Origin of the sequence: Ureibacillus xyleni, assembly GCF_900217795.1 — a bacterium.
Classification (GTDB): Bacteria; Bacillota; Bacilli; order Bacillales_A; family Planococcaceae; genus Ureibacillus; species Ureibacillus xyleni.
Genome location: NZ_OBMQ01000001.1, coordinates 408,677 through 425,498 on the forward strand (window position 1 = coordinate 408,677; position 16,822 = coordinate 425,498).

20 protein-coding genes are annotated in these 16,822 nt (G+C 35.3%); 15 read left to right on the forward strand and 5 right to left on the reverse strand.

Features of this window, described 5'->3' with window-relative positions:
• The first annotated feature begins 169 nt into the window (after positions 1–169).
• Positions 170–1,546 carry a magnesium transporter gene (mgtE, locus tag CRO00_RS01835; protein ID WP_097071934.1) on the forward strand — a complete coding sequence of 459 codons (1,377 nt, stop codon included), beginning with the start codon at positions 170–172 and terminating at the stop codon, positions 1,544–1,546.
• A gap of 60 nt (positions 1,547–1,606) precedes the next feature.
• On the forward strand, positions 1,607–1,945 hold the full coding sequence (locus CRO00_RS01840) for a 4-diphosphocytidyl-2C-methyl-D-erythritol kinase (RefSeq protein WP_097071935.1): 339 nt from the start codon (positions 1,607–1,609) through the stop codon (positions 1,943–1,945).
• Positions 1,946–2,071: 126 nt separating this feature from the next.
• On the opposite strand, the gene CRO00_RS01845 is transcribed toward CRO00_RS01840, so the two are convergent.
• A complete protein-coding gene (locus CRO00_RS01845; protein ID WP_097071936.1) occupies positions 2,072–2,650 on the reverse strand; it encodes a CotY/CotZ family spore coat protein in 579 nt (192 codons plus the stop codon).
• Between the two features lie 285 nt (positions 2,651–2,935).
• Here CRO00_RS01845 and CRO00_RS01850 point away from each other — a divergent pair, with 285 nt between their 5' ends.
• The 6 genes from CRO00_RS01850 (at position 2,936) to CRO00_RS01875 (ending at position 5,704) form a co-directional block, all read left to right on the forward strand.
• Entirely contained in the window at positions 2,936–3,337 is a 402-nt protein-coding gene (locus tag CRO00_RS01850) for a hypothetical protein (RefSeq protein ID WP_097071937.1), read from the forward strand.
• Positions 3,337–3,792 carry a stage V sporulation protein AC gene (gene spoVAC, locus CRO00_RS01855; protein ID WP_097071938.1) on the forward strand — a complete coding sequence of 152 codons (456 nt, stop codon included), beginning with the start codon at positions 3,337–3,339 and terminating at the stop codon, positions 3,790–3,792. Before CRO00_RS01850 ends, spoVAC begins: the two co-directional genes overlap by 1 nt.
• Positions 3,786–4,784, forward strand: a complete 999-nt coding sequence (locus CRO00_RS01860; protein ID WP_097071939.1) for a stage V sporulation protein AD — start codon at positions 3,786–3,788, stop codon at positions 4,782–4,784. The genes spoVAC and CRO00_RS01860 overlap by 7 nt, the downstream gene beginning before the upstream one ends.
• 9 nt (positions 4,785–4,793) lie before the next feature.
• Positions 4,794–5,162: a stage V sporulation protein AE gene (gene spoVAE, locus CRO00_RS01865; RefSeq protein WP_097071940.1), complete on the forward strand. Its 369-nt coding sequence runs from the start codon at positions 4,794–4,796 to the stop codon at positions 5,160–5,162.
• 174 nt (positions 5,163–5,336) lie between these two features.
• Complete coding sequence (locus CRO00_RS19940; RefSeq protein ID WP_101918854.1) at positions 5,337–5,453, forward strand: YjcZ family sporulation protein; 117 nt, start codon at positions 5,337–5,339, stop codon at positions 5,451–5,453.
• A gap of 2 nt (positions 5,454–5,455) precedes the next feature.
• Positions 5,456–5,704 carry a stage VI sporulation protein F gene (locus tag CRO00_RS01875; RefSeq protein ID WP_097071942.1) on the forward strand — a complete coding sequence of 83 codons (249 nt, stop codon included), beginning with the start codon at positions 5,456–5,458 and terminating at the stop codon, positions 5,702–5,704.
• Between the two features lie 65 nt (positions 5,705–5,769).
• On the opposite strand, the gene CRO00_RS01880 is transcribed toward CRO00_RS01875, so the two are convergent.
• From CRO00_RS01880 to CRO00_RS01890, 3 genes are all read right to left on the reverse strand, one after another.
• The gene (locus tag CRO00_RS01880; RefSeq protein WP_097071943.1) at positions 5,770–6,198 is read right to left on the reverse strand and encodes a GNAT family N-acetyltransferase; all 429 of its coding nucleotides are present in this window, start codon (positions 6,196–6,198) and stop codon (positions 5,770–5,772) included.
• Position 6,199: 1 nt separating this feature from the next.
• On the reverse strand, positions 6,200–6,718 hold the full coding sequence (locus CRO00_RS01885) for a YjcG family protein (protein WP_097071944.1): 519 nt from the start codon (positions 6,716–6,718) through the stop codon (positions 6,200–6,202).
• Between the two features lie 81 nt (positions 6,719–6,799).
• The gene (locus tag CRO00_RS01890) at positions 6,800–7,519 is read right to left on the reverse strand and encodes an alpha/beta hydrolase (protein ID WP_097071945.1); all 720 of its coding nucleotides are present in this window, start codon (positions 7,517–7,519) and stop codon (positions 6,800–6,802) included.
• Between the two features lie 129 nt (positions 7,520–7,648).
• On the opposite strand from CRO00_RS01890, the gene CRO00_RS01895 reads away from it, so the two are divergent.
• Both CRO00_RS01895 and CRO00_RS01900 read left to right on the forward strand, forming a co-directional pair.
• Complete coding sequence (locus CRO00_RS01895) at positions 7,649–8,227, forward strand: phosphatidylglycerophosphatase A family protein (RefSeq protein WP_097071946.1); 579 nt, start codon at positions 7,649–7,651, stop codon at positions 8,225–8,227.
• Positions 8,228–8,528: 301 nt separating this feature from the next.
• On the forward strand, positions 8,529–9,137 hold the full coding sequence (locus CRO00_RS01900; protein ID WP_097071947.1) for a thermonuclease family protein: 609 nt from the start codon (positions 8,529–8,531) through the stop codon (positions 9,135–9,137).
• A gap of 79 nt (positions 9,138–9,216) precedes the next feature.
• Here CRO00_RS01900 and CRO00_RS20255 read toward each other — a convergent pair whose 3' ends face one another.
• Positions 9,217–9,372, reverse strand: a complete 156-nt coding sequence (locus tag CRO00_RS20255) for a hypothetical protein (RefSeq protein ID WP_202615601.1) — start codon at positions 9,370–9,372, stop codon at positions 9,217–9,219.
• 174 nt (positions 9,373–9,546) lie between these two features.
• Here CRO00_RS20255 and CRO00_RS01905 point away from each other — a divergent pair, with 174 nt between their 5' ends.
• The 5 genes from CRO00_RS01905 (at position 9,547) to CRO00_RS01925 (ending at position 16,743) form a co-directional block, all read left to right on the forward strand.
• Positions 9,547–10,938 carry an aldehyde dehydrogenase gene (locus CRO00_RS01905; protein ID WP_419865841.1) on the forward strand — a complete coding sequence of 464 codons (1,392 nt, stop codon included), beginning with the start codon at positions 9,547–9,549 and terminating at the stop codon, positions 10,936–10,938.
• Between the two features lie 227 nt (positions 10,939–11,165).
• The gene (locus CRO00_RS01910; RefSeq protein ID WP_097071948.1) at positions 11,166–12,224 is read left to right on the forward strand and encodes a M42 family metallopeptidase; all 1,059 of its coding nucleotides are present in this window, start codon (positions 11,166–11,168) and stop codon (positions 12,222–12,224) included.
• A gap of 6 nt (positions 12,225–12,230) precedes the next feature.
• Positions 12,231–13,700 (forward strand): UDP-N-acetylmuramoyl-L-alanyl-D-glutamate--2,6-diaminopimelate ligase, encoded by a 1,470-nt coding sequence (locus CRO00_RS01915; RefSeq protein ID WP_097071949.1) that lies wholly within the window; start codon positions 12,231–12,233, stop codon positions 13,698–13,700.
• 129 nt (positions 13,701–13,829) lie between these two features.
• Complete coding sequence (locus CRO00_RS01920; protein WP_097071950.1) at positions 13,830–15,407, forward strand: peptide chain release factor 3; 1,578 nt, start codon at positions 13,830–13,832, stop codon at positions 15,405–15,407.
• Positions 15,408–15,657: 250 nt separating this feature from the next.
• Positions 15,658–16,743, forward strand: a complete 1,086-nt coding sequence (locus tag CRO00_RS01925) for an SDR family oxidoreductase (RefSeq protein ID WP_097071951.1) — start codon at positions 15,658–15,660, stop codon at positions 16,741–16,743.
• Positions 16,744–16,822 lie beyond the last annotated feature (79 nt).

Sequence of the window (16,822 nt, forward strand, 5' to 3'; positions counted from 1 at the left end):
AAAAATGAAAATGCAGGTTCTTTATGGAAGAACAAAAATATCACTACCAAGTGTTGTGATGCCTAACGAAGTAAATTATCGAATTTGTAAAAGTATTGTGAACTTAAAAAAAGGTATTTACGAGAATTGTAATTGCACATATGATGAAGTTTGAGAGGAGGGGACATGCATGGTAGAGCAACGTAAAAATAATCATGAGGATCAGTTTGACGAAGAATTTTTACGACAATTATTAATAGATGAAGATATCGATTCATTTCGTGAACACTTTTTAGCACTTCATCCGTACGATCAGGCGCAATTTTATGAGAAGGTTGGACCTGATATACGTACCACAATCTATCAATTCTTGTCTCCTCAAGAAATGGCTTTAATCTTTGAAGCAATTGAATTAGAAGATGAAGAATATGAGCAATTCTTAAAAGAAATGGATACTTCATACGGAGCAGAAATGCTTTCTTATATGTATACAGATGATGCCGTTGACGTGTTAAATGAGCTTGATGAAGAACACCGTGAAAGCTTCCTAGAAATGATGGATAGCGAAACTGTCGAAGAGATTAATGAATTGTTAGCTTACGAAGAATATACTGCCGGGGCTATTATGACGACGGAATATGTCTCGATCTTAGAAAATTCAACGGTTCGTTCAGCAATGACCGTTCTTCGCAATGAAGCGCCAAACGCAGAAACGATTTATTATGTATTCGTCGTGGATGACCAGCATCATTTAACTGGAGTTATTTCATTACGTGATTTAATTATTTCAGAGGAAGATACACTAATTCGCGACATTATGAATGATCGTGTTGTGAATGTCAAAGTAACGGATGACCAAGAAGAAGTTGCTCAAATTATGAAAGATTATAATTTCTTAGCAATTCCAGTTGTTAATGAACAGCAAGAAATGCAAGGGATTATTACTGTCGATGATATTATCGATGTCATTGATGAAGAGGCTTCTGACGATTATTCAAAATTGGCAGGGGTATCAGATATTGATGATATTGATGGGGGTCCATTTAAAGCGGCAACGAAACGTTTACCTTGGTTAATTATGCTTTTATTTTTAGGGATGATTACAGCTTCTTTAATGGCACAATTTGAAGCAACCTTGGACAAAGTAGCATTATTAGCACTCTTTATTCCGTTAATTTCAGGAACTTCTGGGAATAGTGGAACACAAGCATTAGCCGTTGCTGTCCGTGGTATTGCAACAGGTGAAATACAAGAAAAAAGCAAAATAAAAATGCTATTCCGTGAAATTATGACAGGGTTAATTACAGGTATTGTATGTGGAATTGTTGTAGTTGCGATAATTTTCTTTTGGAAACATTCATTACTCATTGGGTTATTAGTGGGTGCTGCCATTTGTTGTTCGATTCTCGTTGCAACAATTGCTGGCTCTTTTATTCCATTACTTATTCATAAACTTGGGGTTGACCCTGCAGTTGCATCTGGACCATTTATTACGACTCTAAATGACGTAACGAGTATTTTAATCTACTTAGGATTGGCTACAACGTTATTAGGACAACTGAGTTAGTTAGGCAATATTCACGTATTTTTTCCTTTTGCATATTTTATGAAAAAAAGGATGTGCAAAATGGAAGAACCATTACTTTTTATTCCAACTCCGCCATTTTATTATATTGAAGTGGAAGAAAGTGAGCAGCAAGAGCCATACCTCGATGAAAGTACCTCTGTCTATGAAATATCGAGATCGGGTCGTATTTTAAATCCAGTTATTGCTAGACAATTGAGCTTCTTTTCCCAACCGTTAAACAGTAGCAGGACTTTGCGATTCCATTTAAAAAATGGAGACAATGTTGTTGGTAAAATTGCAGGGCTAAACGGTGTAGTAGTGAAGGTGAAAACGAAAGATGATATCCGTGAACTAGATGGAAATGAAATTGACTTAATTACAACAACAAATGGTATCTAATTCGAAAAGTCGGCAGATCCACTATGTGGGTTTGCTCGCTTTTTTTTAGTAAGATTGTTTTCTATTTATTTAATACAATAAGAAAGAGAGGCTAACCGTCATGATTAGCCCCATCTTTCTTAACTATTATTTTTTGCAAATATTTAAATCTACATCTGCGATACATTGAATTGCAACAAATGCTTCTAAATCTACTGTTAGACAGCTATCAGTTTTTTCATAGTCTTCTACATCGTCGAATTCCATTAAGTCGAAGTTTCCGTTTTCATCAAATACATCTACTACATCACCATTTTCATCAACAGGTGCTACAACGCGTAAAGTCGCGCAGCAATCACCGAAAACATCTTCTACTCGGAAGAATGGTGAAAAATGTAATTCATTGTCTTTATCTTTTTTGCCATCACCTTTGCCGTCGTTACCTTTACCTTTACCTTTACCTTTGCCGTTATTATCATCTTTCTCTTTAAAGAATGCTTTAAATGGAGTGCCGTCTTTGTTTAATAACATGAAAACTCGAGTATCTGCTTGATTACGTGTATGGTTTACAAGACCTCCTAGTGGCTCTAAGAAGCAACTTGTTCCACACTCATCACAATCATGTCTTACTACATGGTTTTGTAGTTTAAGGATTGTTTTTACTACTTCACAAACACAACCCTCACGATGTGAAGTACCTTCCACATTATTTCTACCACAACCCATTATCTTTCACCTCACTTTTTTTTAGTTCAATCTACAATATGTTAAAGTCCATTTGAAAAACGGGCGAATGTCCATAGGCGCAAGATTTAGGACACTTTTTTTGTTATCAAGTCAAATTCATTAACATGCTTAGGAAAAATAAAAATCACTTAACTTATATGTAGATTGAGCTCATGAAATTGATAACGAATCGATTGCCAAATTCATATTGATGCGAGCACAATAGTGTTCTTGAATAATTTAAAATCGTAATGCCCATAATGGATAGAAAAAGGGGGTTTCATTTTGAAAAAAATGGCATTGGCCCTTTTCTGCATCCCATTTTTTCTTTTCGGATGCTCAGGGGAACAATTAGTAGAAGTGAAAAACACAGCGAATGCAGAACAAAATCAAAATGTGGAAGAAGTGATTAAAAACTCAAATGACGTTTATGCTGGTAACGCAATATTTATAGATGATCAATTATTAGTAGCGGTACAAGCAAAACCCTGGTTAGATTACAAAAAGAGTAAAATTGAGAAAAATTTAAAAAAACAAATTGAAGAAAAGTACCCTAACTTAGAAGTCTTTGTTTCTGCTGATTATAAATTATATTGGGAAACACAGAAACTTCTTGAAGAAGAGGATGAAAAAAAGGTAAGCGACGAACTAGAAAAGCTCAAAAAGCTTGCTAAGGAGGAAACATAATGGATCAACAACAATATCAACAAATAGAGGATCAGATTACTCCTCCTACCCCCTATTTTAAAAACGTCATAAAAGCCTTCTTAGTTGGAGGATTAATTTGTACGATTGGGCATGCAATAACTTATTTTTATATTATCTTTTTTGACTTTACCGAAACGACAGTAGGGAATCCGACTGCTGCAACGATGGTATTTATTGCTATGATTTTAACTGGTTTAGGACTTTACCGTAAATTAGGGCAATTTGCTGGGGCTGGTAGTGCAGTTCCCGTAACAGGATTTAGTAATGCTGTTGTCTCTGCTGCAATTGAACATAAAACAGAAGGTCTTGTATTAGGTGTTGGCGGTAATATATTTAAACTTGCAGGATCAGTTATTGTTTTTGGTGTAGCTTCTGCATTTTTTGTGGCGTTAATTAAATTAATCTTAGTAACAATGGGCGTGGTAGAATGGTAATTATTTTTAAAACAAAACCATCAATTATTGCATGTGGTGCCGTAGCAGGACCATTAGAGAAAAAAAGTGTATTTTATTCTTATTTTGATTCTGTCGTGGAGGATGAGCGTTGGAATCAAAAAACGAATGAACAAGGTCATGCGATGATGATTCAAGAAGCTTGCAACATCATTATGAAGAAAGCAAATATAACGAATAATTTAGATATCGATTTCTTCCTTAGTGGTGATTTAGTCAATCAAATGACCCCTACTAACTTTGCTGCAAGAGAACTAGCTGTTTCATTTATTGGGATGTTTTCTGCATGTGCAACTTCAGTATCTTCAGCAATTGTTGCGAGTCTCTTAACGGAATTAGGAGCATCAAAATATGCTATTGCTGGTTCATCGAGTCAGCATAACTCAATAGAGCGCCAATTTCGATATCCTGTAGATTATGGAGGGCAAAAACCAGAAACTGCACAGTGGACCGTTACTGCTGCTGGTTATGCTTTAATCGGTAAACATGATCCAAAACTACCTTCCATCGTAGCAGGAACAATCGGGAAAGTAGTGGACTATGGCGAAGTAAACCCATTCCATATGGGAGGCGCAATGGCTCCAGCTGCATTTGATACTATCAGTTCTCATTTGAAAAAACGTAATCAAAAAATTACAGATTATGATTTAATTATGACTGGCGATTTAGGGAAGATTGGTTTAAAAATTTTAAAAGCAATGTTTGCACAAACAGGGGCTAAACAAGAAGAATTAGACATATTCCGAGATGCGGGTGCTGAATTTTATGGGGAAGATAAAAGTTTCCAATCAGGTGCGAGTGGCGCAGGGTGCTCAGCAAGTGTTTATTATAGTTACATTGAACAACAATTAAAAACAGGCCGCTATAAAAGGGTTTTACTTTGTGCAACTGGGGCATTGCTCTCTCCGCTATCATTTCAACAGGGGCAATCCATTCCTTGTACAGCACACGCAATTGAAATTACGATGGAATGAGGAGTAAAAATGATTTTTATTGATTTTCTCTTAGCATTTGTAATTGGCGGTTTAATTTGTGTTATTGGACAACTATTAATGGACGTAGGAAAACTAACACCTGCTCATACTTTATCAACCTTAGTCGTGGCGGGCTCCATTTTAGCTGGATTAGGTTGGTATCAGCCCTTAATTGATTTAGCTGGTGCAGGTGCAACAATCCCAATAACTTCATTTGGTAATGCATTAACTACCGGCGCCATTGCAGAAGCTGAGAAACATGGATGGGTTGGCGTATTAACCGGAATGTTTGAAGTTACAAGTTCTGGAATAAGTGCGGCGATTGTTTTCGGTTTTATTGCTGCTTTAATATTTAAACCTAAAGGAAAAGTAAACTAGGGCGTTTACCCCCTCCTTTCGATTGTATGTTTGCATAATATACATTCGAAGGGAGGGGATTTTTTTATGTGGGAGCAATATGATCAAGAAAGTCCGACAGTATTTTACGGTCATCCTCAAGTAATGCCAGCATACAACCATTGCGGTCACACTCAAGAAAGTCCAGCATATGATATGGGAAAGAAAGTTTGCTGTGGAGGTTCTAGATACAAAGGGTCTTCTTTTGTACTAATTGTTGTGTTATTCATTTTATTGATTATCGTGGGAAGTTGTTATAATAGGGAGGGATAAAATTGCAGAACCCTTTTTTCAAACAAATTGAAAATAAAACTGGTGTAAACATGGAGGAAATTTTCGCGTTAGCAAATGCAATCCAATATGCCGATTTTAAAAATGAAAAACAAGTTCGGAAAATTGTACAACGAGTTAGTAAACTAGCAAATAAACCGATTTCTAAAGATTTAGAAAATCAAATTGTAAAGTCAATTGTTCAAGATGGTCAATCATTGGATCTTACAAAAATTCAAAAGATGTTAGGATAAAATATCGCCACTTTAGTATGAAAGCCAATGAATTTATTGGTTCCGTACTAAAAGTGGCGGATTTTTTAAATTAATTTTTCCATCGCTCTATGAGGGATATTTGCATCTAAAAATTCTGGTGATGTTACTTGAAAACCTAGTTTTTCATAAAACGGCACAGCATAACTTTGTGCGTTTAGCTTAAGTTTTTTCCATCCTTGTTTTATTGCATATTCCTCAACCTTTTGCATAATTAGAACTCCAAGTTTTTTACCTCGGTATTCTTTTAGTACACAAACTCGTTCAACTTTGCCTACTTTACTTTCAATTTCACGTAATCTTGCAGCAGCGATTGTTTTATCTTGATCTAAAACGATAAAATGGGTGGAAGTGGCATCGTATTCATCTAATTCTAGATGTAACGGAACACCTTGCTCGATTACAAACACTTTTTTTCTAATAGAGAAAGCTAACTCTAATTCTTCTTTCGTTTTAACAATTTTAACTTCATACACTTTACTTTTCATCCCCAGTTAAGCGATATGTTTCATACGTTGTCCATGAACCATCCTCTAATTGGTATAGTAAATGGATACGATCAATCGTTTCTTGTTCATTAACGCCTATCATACGTAGTTGACCAAAAATATCATCATGCTCTGTTTCGGTTAAGTCTTGGGCTATCGTAATATGTGGGATAAATACATGTCTCGGTTTCCCGATATTTATCCGGCTCTGTAATTCTTGGTGAAGATTTTTCAACTGTTCTGTTGGTTCAATTCGGAAAAAGATAACATTTGTCGTTGGGAAGAACGAACTAATACGAGAAGCATTAATCTTTAACGGCGCACAATTTTCCGCAATTGAAGCGATTTCTTTAGAGATATTTTGAATTTCAAGTTCGTCAGCCTCAAATGCTTCTTTTAATGTAATATGCGGCGTTATTTTTGAGTAATGAGAGTCATACCGTTTCCGATATGTGTTTGCTAAATCTTGTAATTTTTTTGATGGAAAAGCAACAATTCCAAATTTCATCGTTCATTACCTCCCTAAAATCTTCTGTACGAATTTAATTATAGCAGATTAGAGAAAATTAGGCATTTCAGCGAGCTACTGTTAACTAAAGTTTTCAATGAGTGCTCTTCTTAAATCGGGCTTCCAATACTTCCAAGTGTGATTACCATTGAATTCTTCATAAAAAGTATTATAACCCTTTGTCAAAAGTAAATTATGGAGTTTTCGATTTGGTGTTAAAAAATCTTTAATTTTTTTATCAGTAGTTAACACTTTGTCTTCACCTGTGCCGATAACATGGTAAATCGATAAGGCATTGTTTACGGGAGATTGTTCAACTATTTGTAATACGTGCTCATCGACATATGGTGATTGCAAAATAGCTTTTGAAAAGATGTTTGGATATTTAATTGCAGCAATGAGTGATGCTGTTGCAGCCATGGAATCACCAATTAAACCACGAGTCGAGCCAATTTGAAACGTTGAATATTCGTTATCCAAATACGGGACAAGTTCATGAGCTAAAAAACGTAAATATGCTTCATGCTGCTCTCCAGTTGGGATGTATTTTTTTCTTCTATCTTCCACATTTTTATAAGGTACACCAACGATAATTAAATTTTCGATTTCAAAATCATCAATCAGCTTATCTGCTAGGCGTGAGATACCACCTAATTGGAAATAATCTTTTCCATCTGATGCGATTAAGATGTTATATTTATTAAGAGGGGTATAATTCGCTGGTACATAAATCAGTAACTCAATATCCTCTTGTAATGAATGGCTATAAAACGTTATATCTTTTACTTTTCCCTGATCCACAAGGGGACCTCCTATCATAACTAAATGTATCAAAATTGTATCATATCTGTATTACTACGTGTACTATGTAGTAAAGATAGAAATACAGGAAGAATTTTCATTGTCATTAAAAGAAATGGGGCGCAAAAAATGGTAAAAAAACGAATTTCTTCAGAAGAGGTAGCAAAGGCAACGAAAGAAGCATTAGAAAGACGTGGTGTCACAATTGAAGATATTGCAGCAATCGTTTATGATATGCAATTACCATATAACGAAGGACTTACAATCGAGCATTGTACGAACTCAGTTGAAAGAGTACTTCGAAAACGTGAAGTTCAGCATTCAGTTTTAGTTGGCATCGAATTAGATGAACTGGCTGAAAAAAATTTGTTATCTCAACCATTACAATCGATTATTGAATCCGATGAAGGGCTATTTGGAGTGGATGAAACGCTAGCACTTGGTTCTGTTATGACATACGGTAGCATTGCTTTAACAACATATGGACATTTAGATAAAAATAAAGTTGGAATCATTAAAAAATTAGATACAAAAATTGGCAACGGGGTTCATACATTTTTAGATGACTTAGTGGGAAGTATTGCTGCTTGTGCTGCATCACGAATTGCACACCGTATGCGCGATCTTGAAGAAGAAGGCGAAACATTTGCTGACATACCTCCAACAGTGTTAGGCCCTAAACCAAAGCAGAAAAAAGAAAATGAATAAATCAATGCAGAACGCTATTTACACGATGAATAGTGTTCTTTTTTGTATCCTAATAAAGTGTTATCTTTTGTGAGCAGACTTTGCACACAAGCCGCAAAGCCAAGTTGTAGTTGTCTATACGACATGTCATTGTGCTAATGAAGGTCCGATTAAACTTTTTTGATTCTGTGCGCGGCATACAGTGGTAGAAGCGACTATTAAAGGAGAATTTCTACTGTAATTTCGTCAATAAAATTTTGTGCTTTGGCGTAATAATGTATGATACTATTACTTAGGTAAAATGAAAGAATGAGGTAGCAATATGAAAGCGGCTGATATTAAAACAATTATAACGAGCGGGACAGTTATTCTCGCTGTAGTACTTTATTTAGTATTTAATAATTCGTCAAAAGAACCAGAACAAAGTAATAATTACCAAATCACTCCAGAGCTCGCTACAGAAGCAACTGGGAATGACTTAATTGAAGCACAATATGTCTCAACTAATGATGGCGACACATTTCGTGTAAAAGTAAATGGAAAAGAAGAACAGATTCGGTTGTTAATGGTTGATACACCCGAAATGAACTATGACAAAAACAATCCAATGCCATATGCTGAAGAAGCAAAAAGTTATACATTGAACTTGTTAGAAAACGCTTCAAAGATAGAACTACTTCACGATGTAGGTCCAGAAACAGATAACTATGGGCGATTATTAACATATGTGTTTGTTGACGATGTACTTTTACAAGAGCTTTTACTTAAAAAAGGATATGCAGCTGTTCGATATATTCATGAACCAAATAACACATTAGAAGAGGAATTTCGTGAGATTGAAGAAACTGCTAAAGATGGCCAGTTAAATATTTGGGAAAATGAAAATTATCTACAGAAAGATGGGTTTCATCCAGAGGTAATTGAAAACTAGAAAACATAGAAGGACTGTCTCTCAATTGAAAAACAGTCCTTTTTCTTTTACTATTCAGTTGGTTTGTTTCATCGCAATCTTATTCACTTTGAAATTCATTTTCTTGTGGCAATTGTTCTTCTTCACTTAGGAATAAAAAGGATTCGTCCTCTAATTGATGAATTTTTTCTCCATTTAAGCCAATAGACAAAGGTCCTGAAAAAATTTTTTCCCACCAAGTATCAGTCGATATCATAAATAAATTGCCCCCTTATCACGTCTTTCAGATCATCATTACAAACATTATGAACTTTCATTTTTTTGACTACAATAAGGTTGTAAAAAGGATTTGAAAGACATTTTGTAGTAAATTGTACATAGTTATTATGAGCAGATTGAAAAATATTATGTATAGATTAGGGGAAGAGAAATGATAAAATTTACTGGTGAAGAAGTAGAATTAATGATTGAAGAACAGCGCAAGTTTTTTTACACAGGCCATACAAGAAGTATTGATTTCCGGAAAAAACAACTGGAAAAATTAAAAGAGAAAATAAAAAAATATGAAGAAGACATTTTACACGCATTAAATCGAGATTTGGGTAAAAGTGAATTCGAAGCTTATACAAATGAAGTAGGTTTAGTTTTAAGCAGTATTGAACTATTAATTAAAAATATTGATGAATGGTCAACACCAGTACAAGTTAAAACACCAATCCATTTCCAACCGGCAAAAAGTTTTATTGTTCGAGAACCATATGGCGTTGTGCTAATTATTGGACCATTCAATTACCCATTCCAACTAATTATGGAGCCTTTAATTGGTGCCCTCATTAGCGGTAATACAGCGATCGTAAAACCTTCTGAAACAACTGTTAATACGACAAAAATTATTAAGAAAATCATCGAAGAAACGTTTGATACTTGCTACGTACGTGTTGTTGAAGGAGAGAAAGAGGAAGTTACCGCACTAATTCATGCATCGTTTGATTATATTTTCTTTACTGGTAGTGTGTCTGTAGGAAAAGTAATTATGAGGGCTGCAGCAGAAAGATTAACACCAATTACACTAGAACTTGGTGGTAAAAGTCCAACAATTGTTGACCAAACGGCAAATCTTGAAGTAGCGGCTAAACGAATCGTATGGGGTAAATTTAATAATACTGGACAAACTTGTGTTGCTCCTGATTATTTATTAGTTCACGAATCTGTTTACGATAAATTTGTGAAAATTCTCCAAAAGACGATTGCTCAATTTTATGGCCAAAACGCTCAAGAAAGTAAGGATTACGGAAGAGTTGTGAACGAACGTCATTTTGATCGTTTGCAACAACTTATAGAAGCTGAACAAAGTTTTATCACATTTGGTGGAAAAACGGACCGAAGCGATTTATATATAGAACCGACAATCATGGAAAATATCACTTGGAAAAATCCGATTATGGAAGATGAAATTTTCGGCCCAATTTTACCGATTATGCCTTACGATGATTTAAAGGTTGCCATTCATCAAATTCGTCAATTACCAAAACCGTTAGCTGCCTATTTCTTTTCCGAGCATGAAAAAGCAATGGATTACTTTTTACAAGAATTATCCTTTGGTGGTGGGTGTATAAATGATACGGTATCCCACGTTGGCAACCCGTTTTTACCTTTTGGAGGTGTAGGGCCATCAGGAGTTAACGCGTATCATGGGAAAGCAAGCTTTGAAAACTTTACTCATCCAAAATCTATTATGAAACGTTCTTCAAAATTGGCAACGAATATTGTATTTCCACCATATAAGCAAAAAGTAAAACTAGTTCGCTCTATTTTAAAATAGTATTGGCCGAGAAGTTTGGTTTCAAATTTCTCGGTCTTTCGAATTATATACACGTTTAATAAATAATAAAACAGTACAATATTGCTATCTTACATAAAAACTTAAAACTTTTTTGACATTTTTCTTTCAAATTTTTCTATAATCGAGGGTGTCGATAATTGGCGAATTTTGATATGATTATTTTTATTCAGATTTCGTTATGATTAGAAAATTTAGGGGGCTTATTGATGAATGATGTATTTTATGAAAAAGATACAGTAGATTTATTAGGCCAAATTGTAAATATTCCCAGTCCATCCGGGTTTACAAAAACAATCATGACCTTCATTGCAAAATATTTAACTGATTTAGGCATTGACTATAAAAAAACAAACAAAGGCGCGATTATTGCCACATTTACAGGACAAAATGATGAATCCCACAGACTTTTAACAGCACATGTTGATACGTTAGGGGCAATGGTTAAAGAAATTAAATCCAATGGACGATTGAGACTTGCTTTAGTAGGGGGCTTCAATTGGAACGCAATAGAAGGGGAATATTGCAAGATTCATACTGCTTCTGGTAAAAAAATACGCGGGACAATTTTAATGCATGAAACCTCTGTACATGTATACGCGAAGGCTGGAGAAATTAAACGCGACGAGAAGCATATTGAAGTACGACTTGATGAAAAAGTGAAAACTCCAGATGAAATAAGAAATATTGGAATTAATGTAGGGGACTTTGTATCATTTGATCCACGATTTGAAGTAACAGATTCTGGGTTTATTAAATCTCGCCATTTGGATGATAAAGCAAGTACAGCTCTATTATTACAATTAATGAAACATATTAAAGAAAACAATGTTTTGCTTCCTTATACAACACACTTTTATATTTCAAATAACGAGGAAATTGGTTATGGTGGAAATTCCAACATCCCTGAGCAAGTTGTAGAATATATTGCTGTAGATATGGGGGCAATTGGAGATGGTCAAGCTTCCGATGAATATACTGTTTCAATTTGCGCGAAAGATTCGAGTGGACCATACCATTATGACTTAACTCGACACCTTGTAAACTTAGCAGAACAACATAAAATTGATTATAAATTAGATATTTATCCTTATTATGGATCTGATGCATCAGCTGCAATTCGAGCTGGTTATGATGTGAAACATGCACTATTTGGCCCAGGAATTGAGTCGAGCCACGCATATGAACGAACACATATTGACTCACTTAAGGCGACTGCACAATTGTTATATGTTTACGTAACTTCATCAATGGTAAAGGAGGATTAAGTGAGTATGTATACAGAAGAATTAATCAGTGTACTTCCCTTTAAAGAAATCGTTGGACAATTACCAACGAACATAAAAGACATTTCTATCGACTCGAGAAGCGTCCAACCAAAAAGTATTTTTATTTGTATCAAAGGGTATACCGTCGATGGTCATGATTATGCTCAGAAGGCAGTAGAAATGGGTGCTATCGTCATCGTAACAGAACGAAGATTACAATTAGAAGGGGAAGTTGCGCAAGTCATCGTCCAAGATACAAATCGAGCGTTAGGATTATTGGCAGCTAAGTTCTTCGATTATCCTTCAAATGATATAACGATGATTGGTGTTACGGGTACAAACGGGAAAACGAGTGTTTCTGGCATCATACACCATATGCTTATTGGTATGGGAGAAAAGTCAGCGGTTTCAGGTACAATCGGCTTTAACTTAAATGGAGTTTTATATGAGTCTGCCAACACAACGAGCGACGCATTAAGTACACAACAAATGATTTTCCGTGCAAAAATGGAAGGTTGTCGTGCGATGGTTATGGAAGTATCTTCTCACGGACTATCTTTAGGTCGACTTGCCGGGGTAGATTATGATGTGGCAGTATTTACAAATTTAACTCACGATCACCTTGATTTCCATGGGACGATGGAAAACTATGGCAATGCAAAAGGGCTATTATTCTCACAACTAGGACAAGATTTAACAAAAAATAAAGCGGTTGTTTTAAACGCAGACGATCCTTGGTCTGAAAAGTATGCGAACATTACACCATATCCTGTTTGGACATATGGTTTGAAAAATGATGCAACTTTCCGTGCAGAAAATTGTTGCTACGATGATAACATAACAACCTTCGACATGATTACACCTGAAGGGAAATTTCCCGTTTCTATGAAATTAATTGGGGAATTTAACGTGTACAATATATTGGCTGCAACAGCAGTATTTTATTCTAGAGGCTTCGAAATGGAAGCAATATTAGAACAAATTGAAGACTTAAACCCAGTGCGAGGTCGTATGGAAAGAATTGTAACCGATTTACCGTTACAAATCTTTATTGACTATGCCCATACACCAGATGCAATTGAAAAGGCAATTAATGCTGCACTTCCATATAAAAAACCTGACAAGAAAATCATCTTCCTTGTTGGAACAGGTGGGAATCGCGATAAATCGAAACGTCCAGCTATGGCGGAAAAAGCCTCTGAAGCAGACTATGTCGTGTTAACAACGGATGATCCGCGTTTTGAGGAATACGATAGTATTACAGGAGACTTAGCAAAGGGGATGCAACATGAAAATTATGCATGTATCGGTGATCGAGCAGATGCAGTAAGACATGCAGTATCTGTTGCAGAACCTGGAGATATTATTATATTTGCTGGTAAAGGACATGAAGATTATCAAATTATTGGTAATACGAAATATCCTCATAGCGACGCAGAAATTGCCATTGAGGCTGGTAGATTAAAATTTGTGTAATCTATGCTTACTAACCCTCTCTAACTTATATATAGAGAGGGTATTATTTTGGTTAAAATGAAAAAAGGTTGTGTAATTCAGTTAAATTCTTTTATGATAGGAAAGGTATAAATAAAGGAGACTTAAACTATGACTTCAAAAATAGAACAAGATATAATTTCTCGTCGAACATTCGCCATCATTTCCCATCCGGATGCTGGTAAAACGACGATTACAGAAAAATTACTTTTATTCGGTGGTGCCATTCGTGATGCTGGTACGGTTAAAGGAAAAAAGACAGGTAAATTCGCTACATCAGACTGGATGGAAATTGAAAAGCAACGTGGAATTTCTGTAACGTCTTCCGTAATGCAATTTGACTATGATGGTTTCCGAGTAAACATATTAGATACACCCGGGCACCAAGATTTCTCTGAAGATACGTATCGCACTTTAATGGCGGTAGACAGCGCGGTAATGGTAGTTGATGCAGCCAAAGGGATTGAAGCACAAACATTAAAACTATTTAAAGTTTGTCGTATGCGCGGTATTCCAATTTTCACGTTTATTAATAAGTTAGACCGTCAAGGAAAAGAACCTTTAGAGTTAATTGAAGAACTAGAAGAGGTACTTGGAATTAACGCTTACCCTATGAACTGGCCAATTGGTATGGGGAAAGAATTTTTAGGGATCTATGACCGTTATAACAAACGTATTGAACAATTCCGTACAGAAGAGTCAGAACGTTTCCTACCAATTGATGAGGATGGCGAGTTAGCTGTTGATCATCCAATGAAAGTGACGTCTTATTATACACAAGCGATGGATGATATCATTCTTTTAAATGAGGCTGGAAATGAGTTTTCTGAAGATAAAATACGTCGTGGCGAATTAACTCCAGTATTTTTCGGTTCAGCTTTAACGAATTTTGGTGTACAAACGTTTTTAGAGACCTATTTAAAATTTGCTCCTGCTCCTCAACCACGTATAACAGAGGACGAACAATTCATTGACCCAGTGGAGCATAATGATTTCTCTGGATTTATCTTTAAAATTCAGGCAAACATGAACCCAGCCCACCGAGATCGTATTGCTTTTGTTCGTATTGTATCAGGTAAATTCGAGCGTGGAATGAATATTACATTAACGCGTACAGGGAAATCGTTCAAAGTTTCTCAATCTACTCAATTTTTAGCTGATGATCGTGAAACAGTTGATGAGGCTGTAGCAGGAGATATTATTGGGCTATATGACACAGGGACATATCAAATTGGCGACACAGTAGTAGGTGGCAAAAAGACGTTTTTATTTGAAAAATTACCGCAATTTACACCGGAAATTTTTGTTCGAGTTTCTGCCAAAAACGTAATGAAATCGAAACAATTCCATAAAGGGATTTTACAATTAGTTCAAGAAGGTGCGATTCAATATTATAAAACATTGCACACTGAAGAAGTAATCCTTGGAGCAGTAGGACAACTGCAATTTGAAGTGTTCGAACATCGAATGAAAAATGAGTACAATGTAGAAGTTATCATGCAACCAATTGGCTCAAAAATTGCACGATGGATTGAAAATGAGGAAGATGTGAAAGAGTCCATGTCTTCATCTCGCTCAATGCTTGTAAAAGATCGTTATGATAATTTTGTATTCTTATTTGAAAATGAATTTGCAATGCGTTGGTTCTCCGACAAAAATGAGAACATTAAGCTTTATAGTTTATTATAAGAGAACACGGGAAGTTTTTTCATAATTTAGCGCGGCTTACATTGGTAGGCCGCTTTTCTTTTAGAATAATCTCCACTATGAAGATGTTTCTAAATGCAAGCTTTTGTCATCCTAGGATTAACGGAAGAGATTGCCTTTTAGGAGGTTATATCATGCTCATTAAATATATCTTCATAGGTGTATTTAATTCGAATATGAGATAAAATGGAAACAAGCAACAGCTTCATTAAAATAGGCTGGGGGTCATACGATGGGGATTCACTTTTTTACCGGTTTTCCAGGATTTATCACAAGTCAACTTATTCGAAGTATTTTTGAAAAAGAAATATCAGATTCTGTTGTCGTTTTAGTGTTACCAACTGAAGTAGAAAAAGCTCAAAAAGAAATGGATGAAATCACTCGTCTCTATCCAAGGCGAAGTATCGAAATTATTCAAGGGGATATTACTTTACCAAACCTTGATATGGATAACGAAACCGTTCAACGTATTGTGCCTGAAATATCTGTTTTGTGGCATTTAGCTGCAATTTATGATCTAGCTGTACCAAGGGAAGTTGCTTGGAAAGTAAATGTTCATGGCACATCAATGGTGAATGACTTTGTAAAATCACTTCCTAATCTTAAACGCTATATGTATTTCAGTACAGCTTATGTTGCAGGTACAAGAGAAGGTATTTTACTTGAAACAGAACTTATTCGTCCACCCCAATTTAAAAATTATTATGAAGAGACAAAATTTGAAGCAGAACTTTTAGTGGATGATTTAAAAGGGAAAGTTCCGACAACGATTATACGCCCAGGAATTGTTAGAGGTCATTCTGTTACAGGTGAAACGATTAAATTTGATGGACCTTATTTTTTCTTAAATATGATTGATCGTTTAAAAAGTTTGCCTTTTATTCCTTACTTAGGAAATTCTGCATCTACTATTAACGTAGTACCGGTTGATTTTATCATTGAAGCATCGACATTTATTTGTACAGAGGATAACGCTATCGATAAAACTTTACATTTAACCGACCCACAACCACATCCCGTACAGGAAGTATTTCGTTCTATGGTGAAAGAAATGACGGGGAAATATCCACGAGGAAGATTCCCAATTGATATTGCACGGTCTTTGATGAAAATAAAAAATTTAAGGAAAATTCTGGGTGTTGAAATTGAAACGTTGGATTATTTGACTTGGAATGCAACCTTTGATACTCGACAAGCGCAGTACATTTTAGGAAAAGGAAATATTTCATGTCCGGATTTCATTGCTACTATTCCAACGATGGTCAAGTTTTACAATGAAAATAAATGTAACAAACTTTACCAAATTGAAATAAAATAATATTGATGATAATTTCAAATTTATGTTATAATCAATTTACAGAAAATCAAATATCCATTTGACAATTGTCAAAGGGGAG

Excerpts from the sequence above, each read along its gene's own strand:
- mgtE (WP_097071934.1), top strand. The coding sequence starts at position 170 with ATGGTAGAGCAACGTAAAAATAATCATGAGGATCAGTTTGACGAAGAA.
- CRO00_RS01840 (WP_097071935.1), top strand. The coding sequence starts at position 1,607 with ATGGAAGAACCATTACTTTTTATTCCAACTCCGCCATTTTATTATATT.
- CRO00_RS01845 (WP_097071936.1), bottom strand. The coding sequence starts at position 2,650 with ATGGGTTGTGGTAGAAATAATGTGGAAGGTACTTCACATCGTGAGGGT.
- spoVAC (WP_097071938.1), top strand. The coding sequence starts at position 3,337 with ATGGATCAACAACAATATCAACAAATAGAGGATCAGATTACTCCTCCT.
- CRO00_RS01860 (WP_097071939.1), top strand. The coding sequence starts at position 3,786 with ATGGTAATTATTTTTAAAACAAAACCATCAATTATTGCATGTGGTGCC.
- spoVAE (WP_097071940.1), top strand. The coding sequence starts at position 4,794 with ATGATTTTTATTGATTTTCTCTTAGCATTTGTAATTGGCGGTTTAATT.
- CRO00_RS19940 (WP_101918854.1), top strand. The coding sequence starts at position 5,337 with ATGGGAAAGAAAGTTTGCTGTGGAGGTTCTAGATACAAAGGGTCTTCT.
- CRO00_RS01885 (WP_097071944.1), bottom strand. The coding sequence starts at position 6,718 with ATGAAATTTGGAATTGTTGCTTTTCCATCAAAAAAATTACAAGATTTA.
- CRO00_RS01895 (WP_097071946.1), top strand. The coding sequence starts at position 7,649 with ATGGTAAAAAAACGAATTTCTTCAGAAGAGGTAGCAAAGGCAACGAAA.
- CRO00_RS01900 (WP_097071947.1), top strand. The coding sequence starts at position 8,529 with ATGAAAGCGGCTGATATTAAAACAATTATAACGAGCGGGACAGTTATT.
- CRO00_RS20255 (WP_202615601.1), bottom strand. The coding sequence starts at position 9,372 with ATGATATCGACTGATACTTGGTGGGAAAAAATTTTTTCAGGACCTTTG.
- CRO00_RS01905 (WP_419865841.1), top strand. The coding sequence starts at position 9,547 with ATGATAAAATTTACTGGTGAAGAAGTAGAATTAATGATTGAAGAACAG.
- CRO00_RS01910 (WP_097071948.1), top strand. The coding sequence starts at position 11,166 with ATGAATGATGTATTTTATGAAAAAGATACAGTAGATTTATTAGGCCAA.
- CRO00_RS01915 (WP_097071949.1), top strand. The coding sequence starts at position 12,231 with ATGTATACAGAAGAATTAATCAGTGTACTTCCCTTTAAAGAAATCGTT.
- CRO00_RS01920 (WP_097071950.1), top strand. The coding sequence starts at position 13,830 with ATGACTTCAAAAATAGAACAAGATATAATTTCTCGTCGAACATTCGCC.
- CRO00_RS01925 (WP_097071951.1), top strand. The coding sequence starts at position 15,658 with ATGGGGATTCACTTTTTTACCGGTTTTCCAGGATTTATCACAAGTCAA.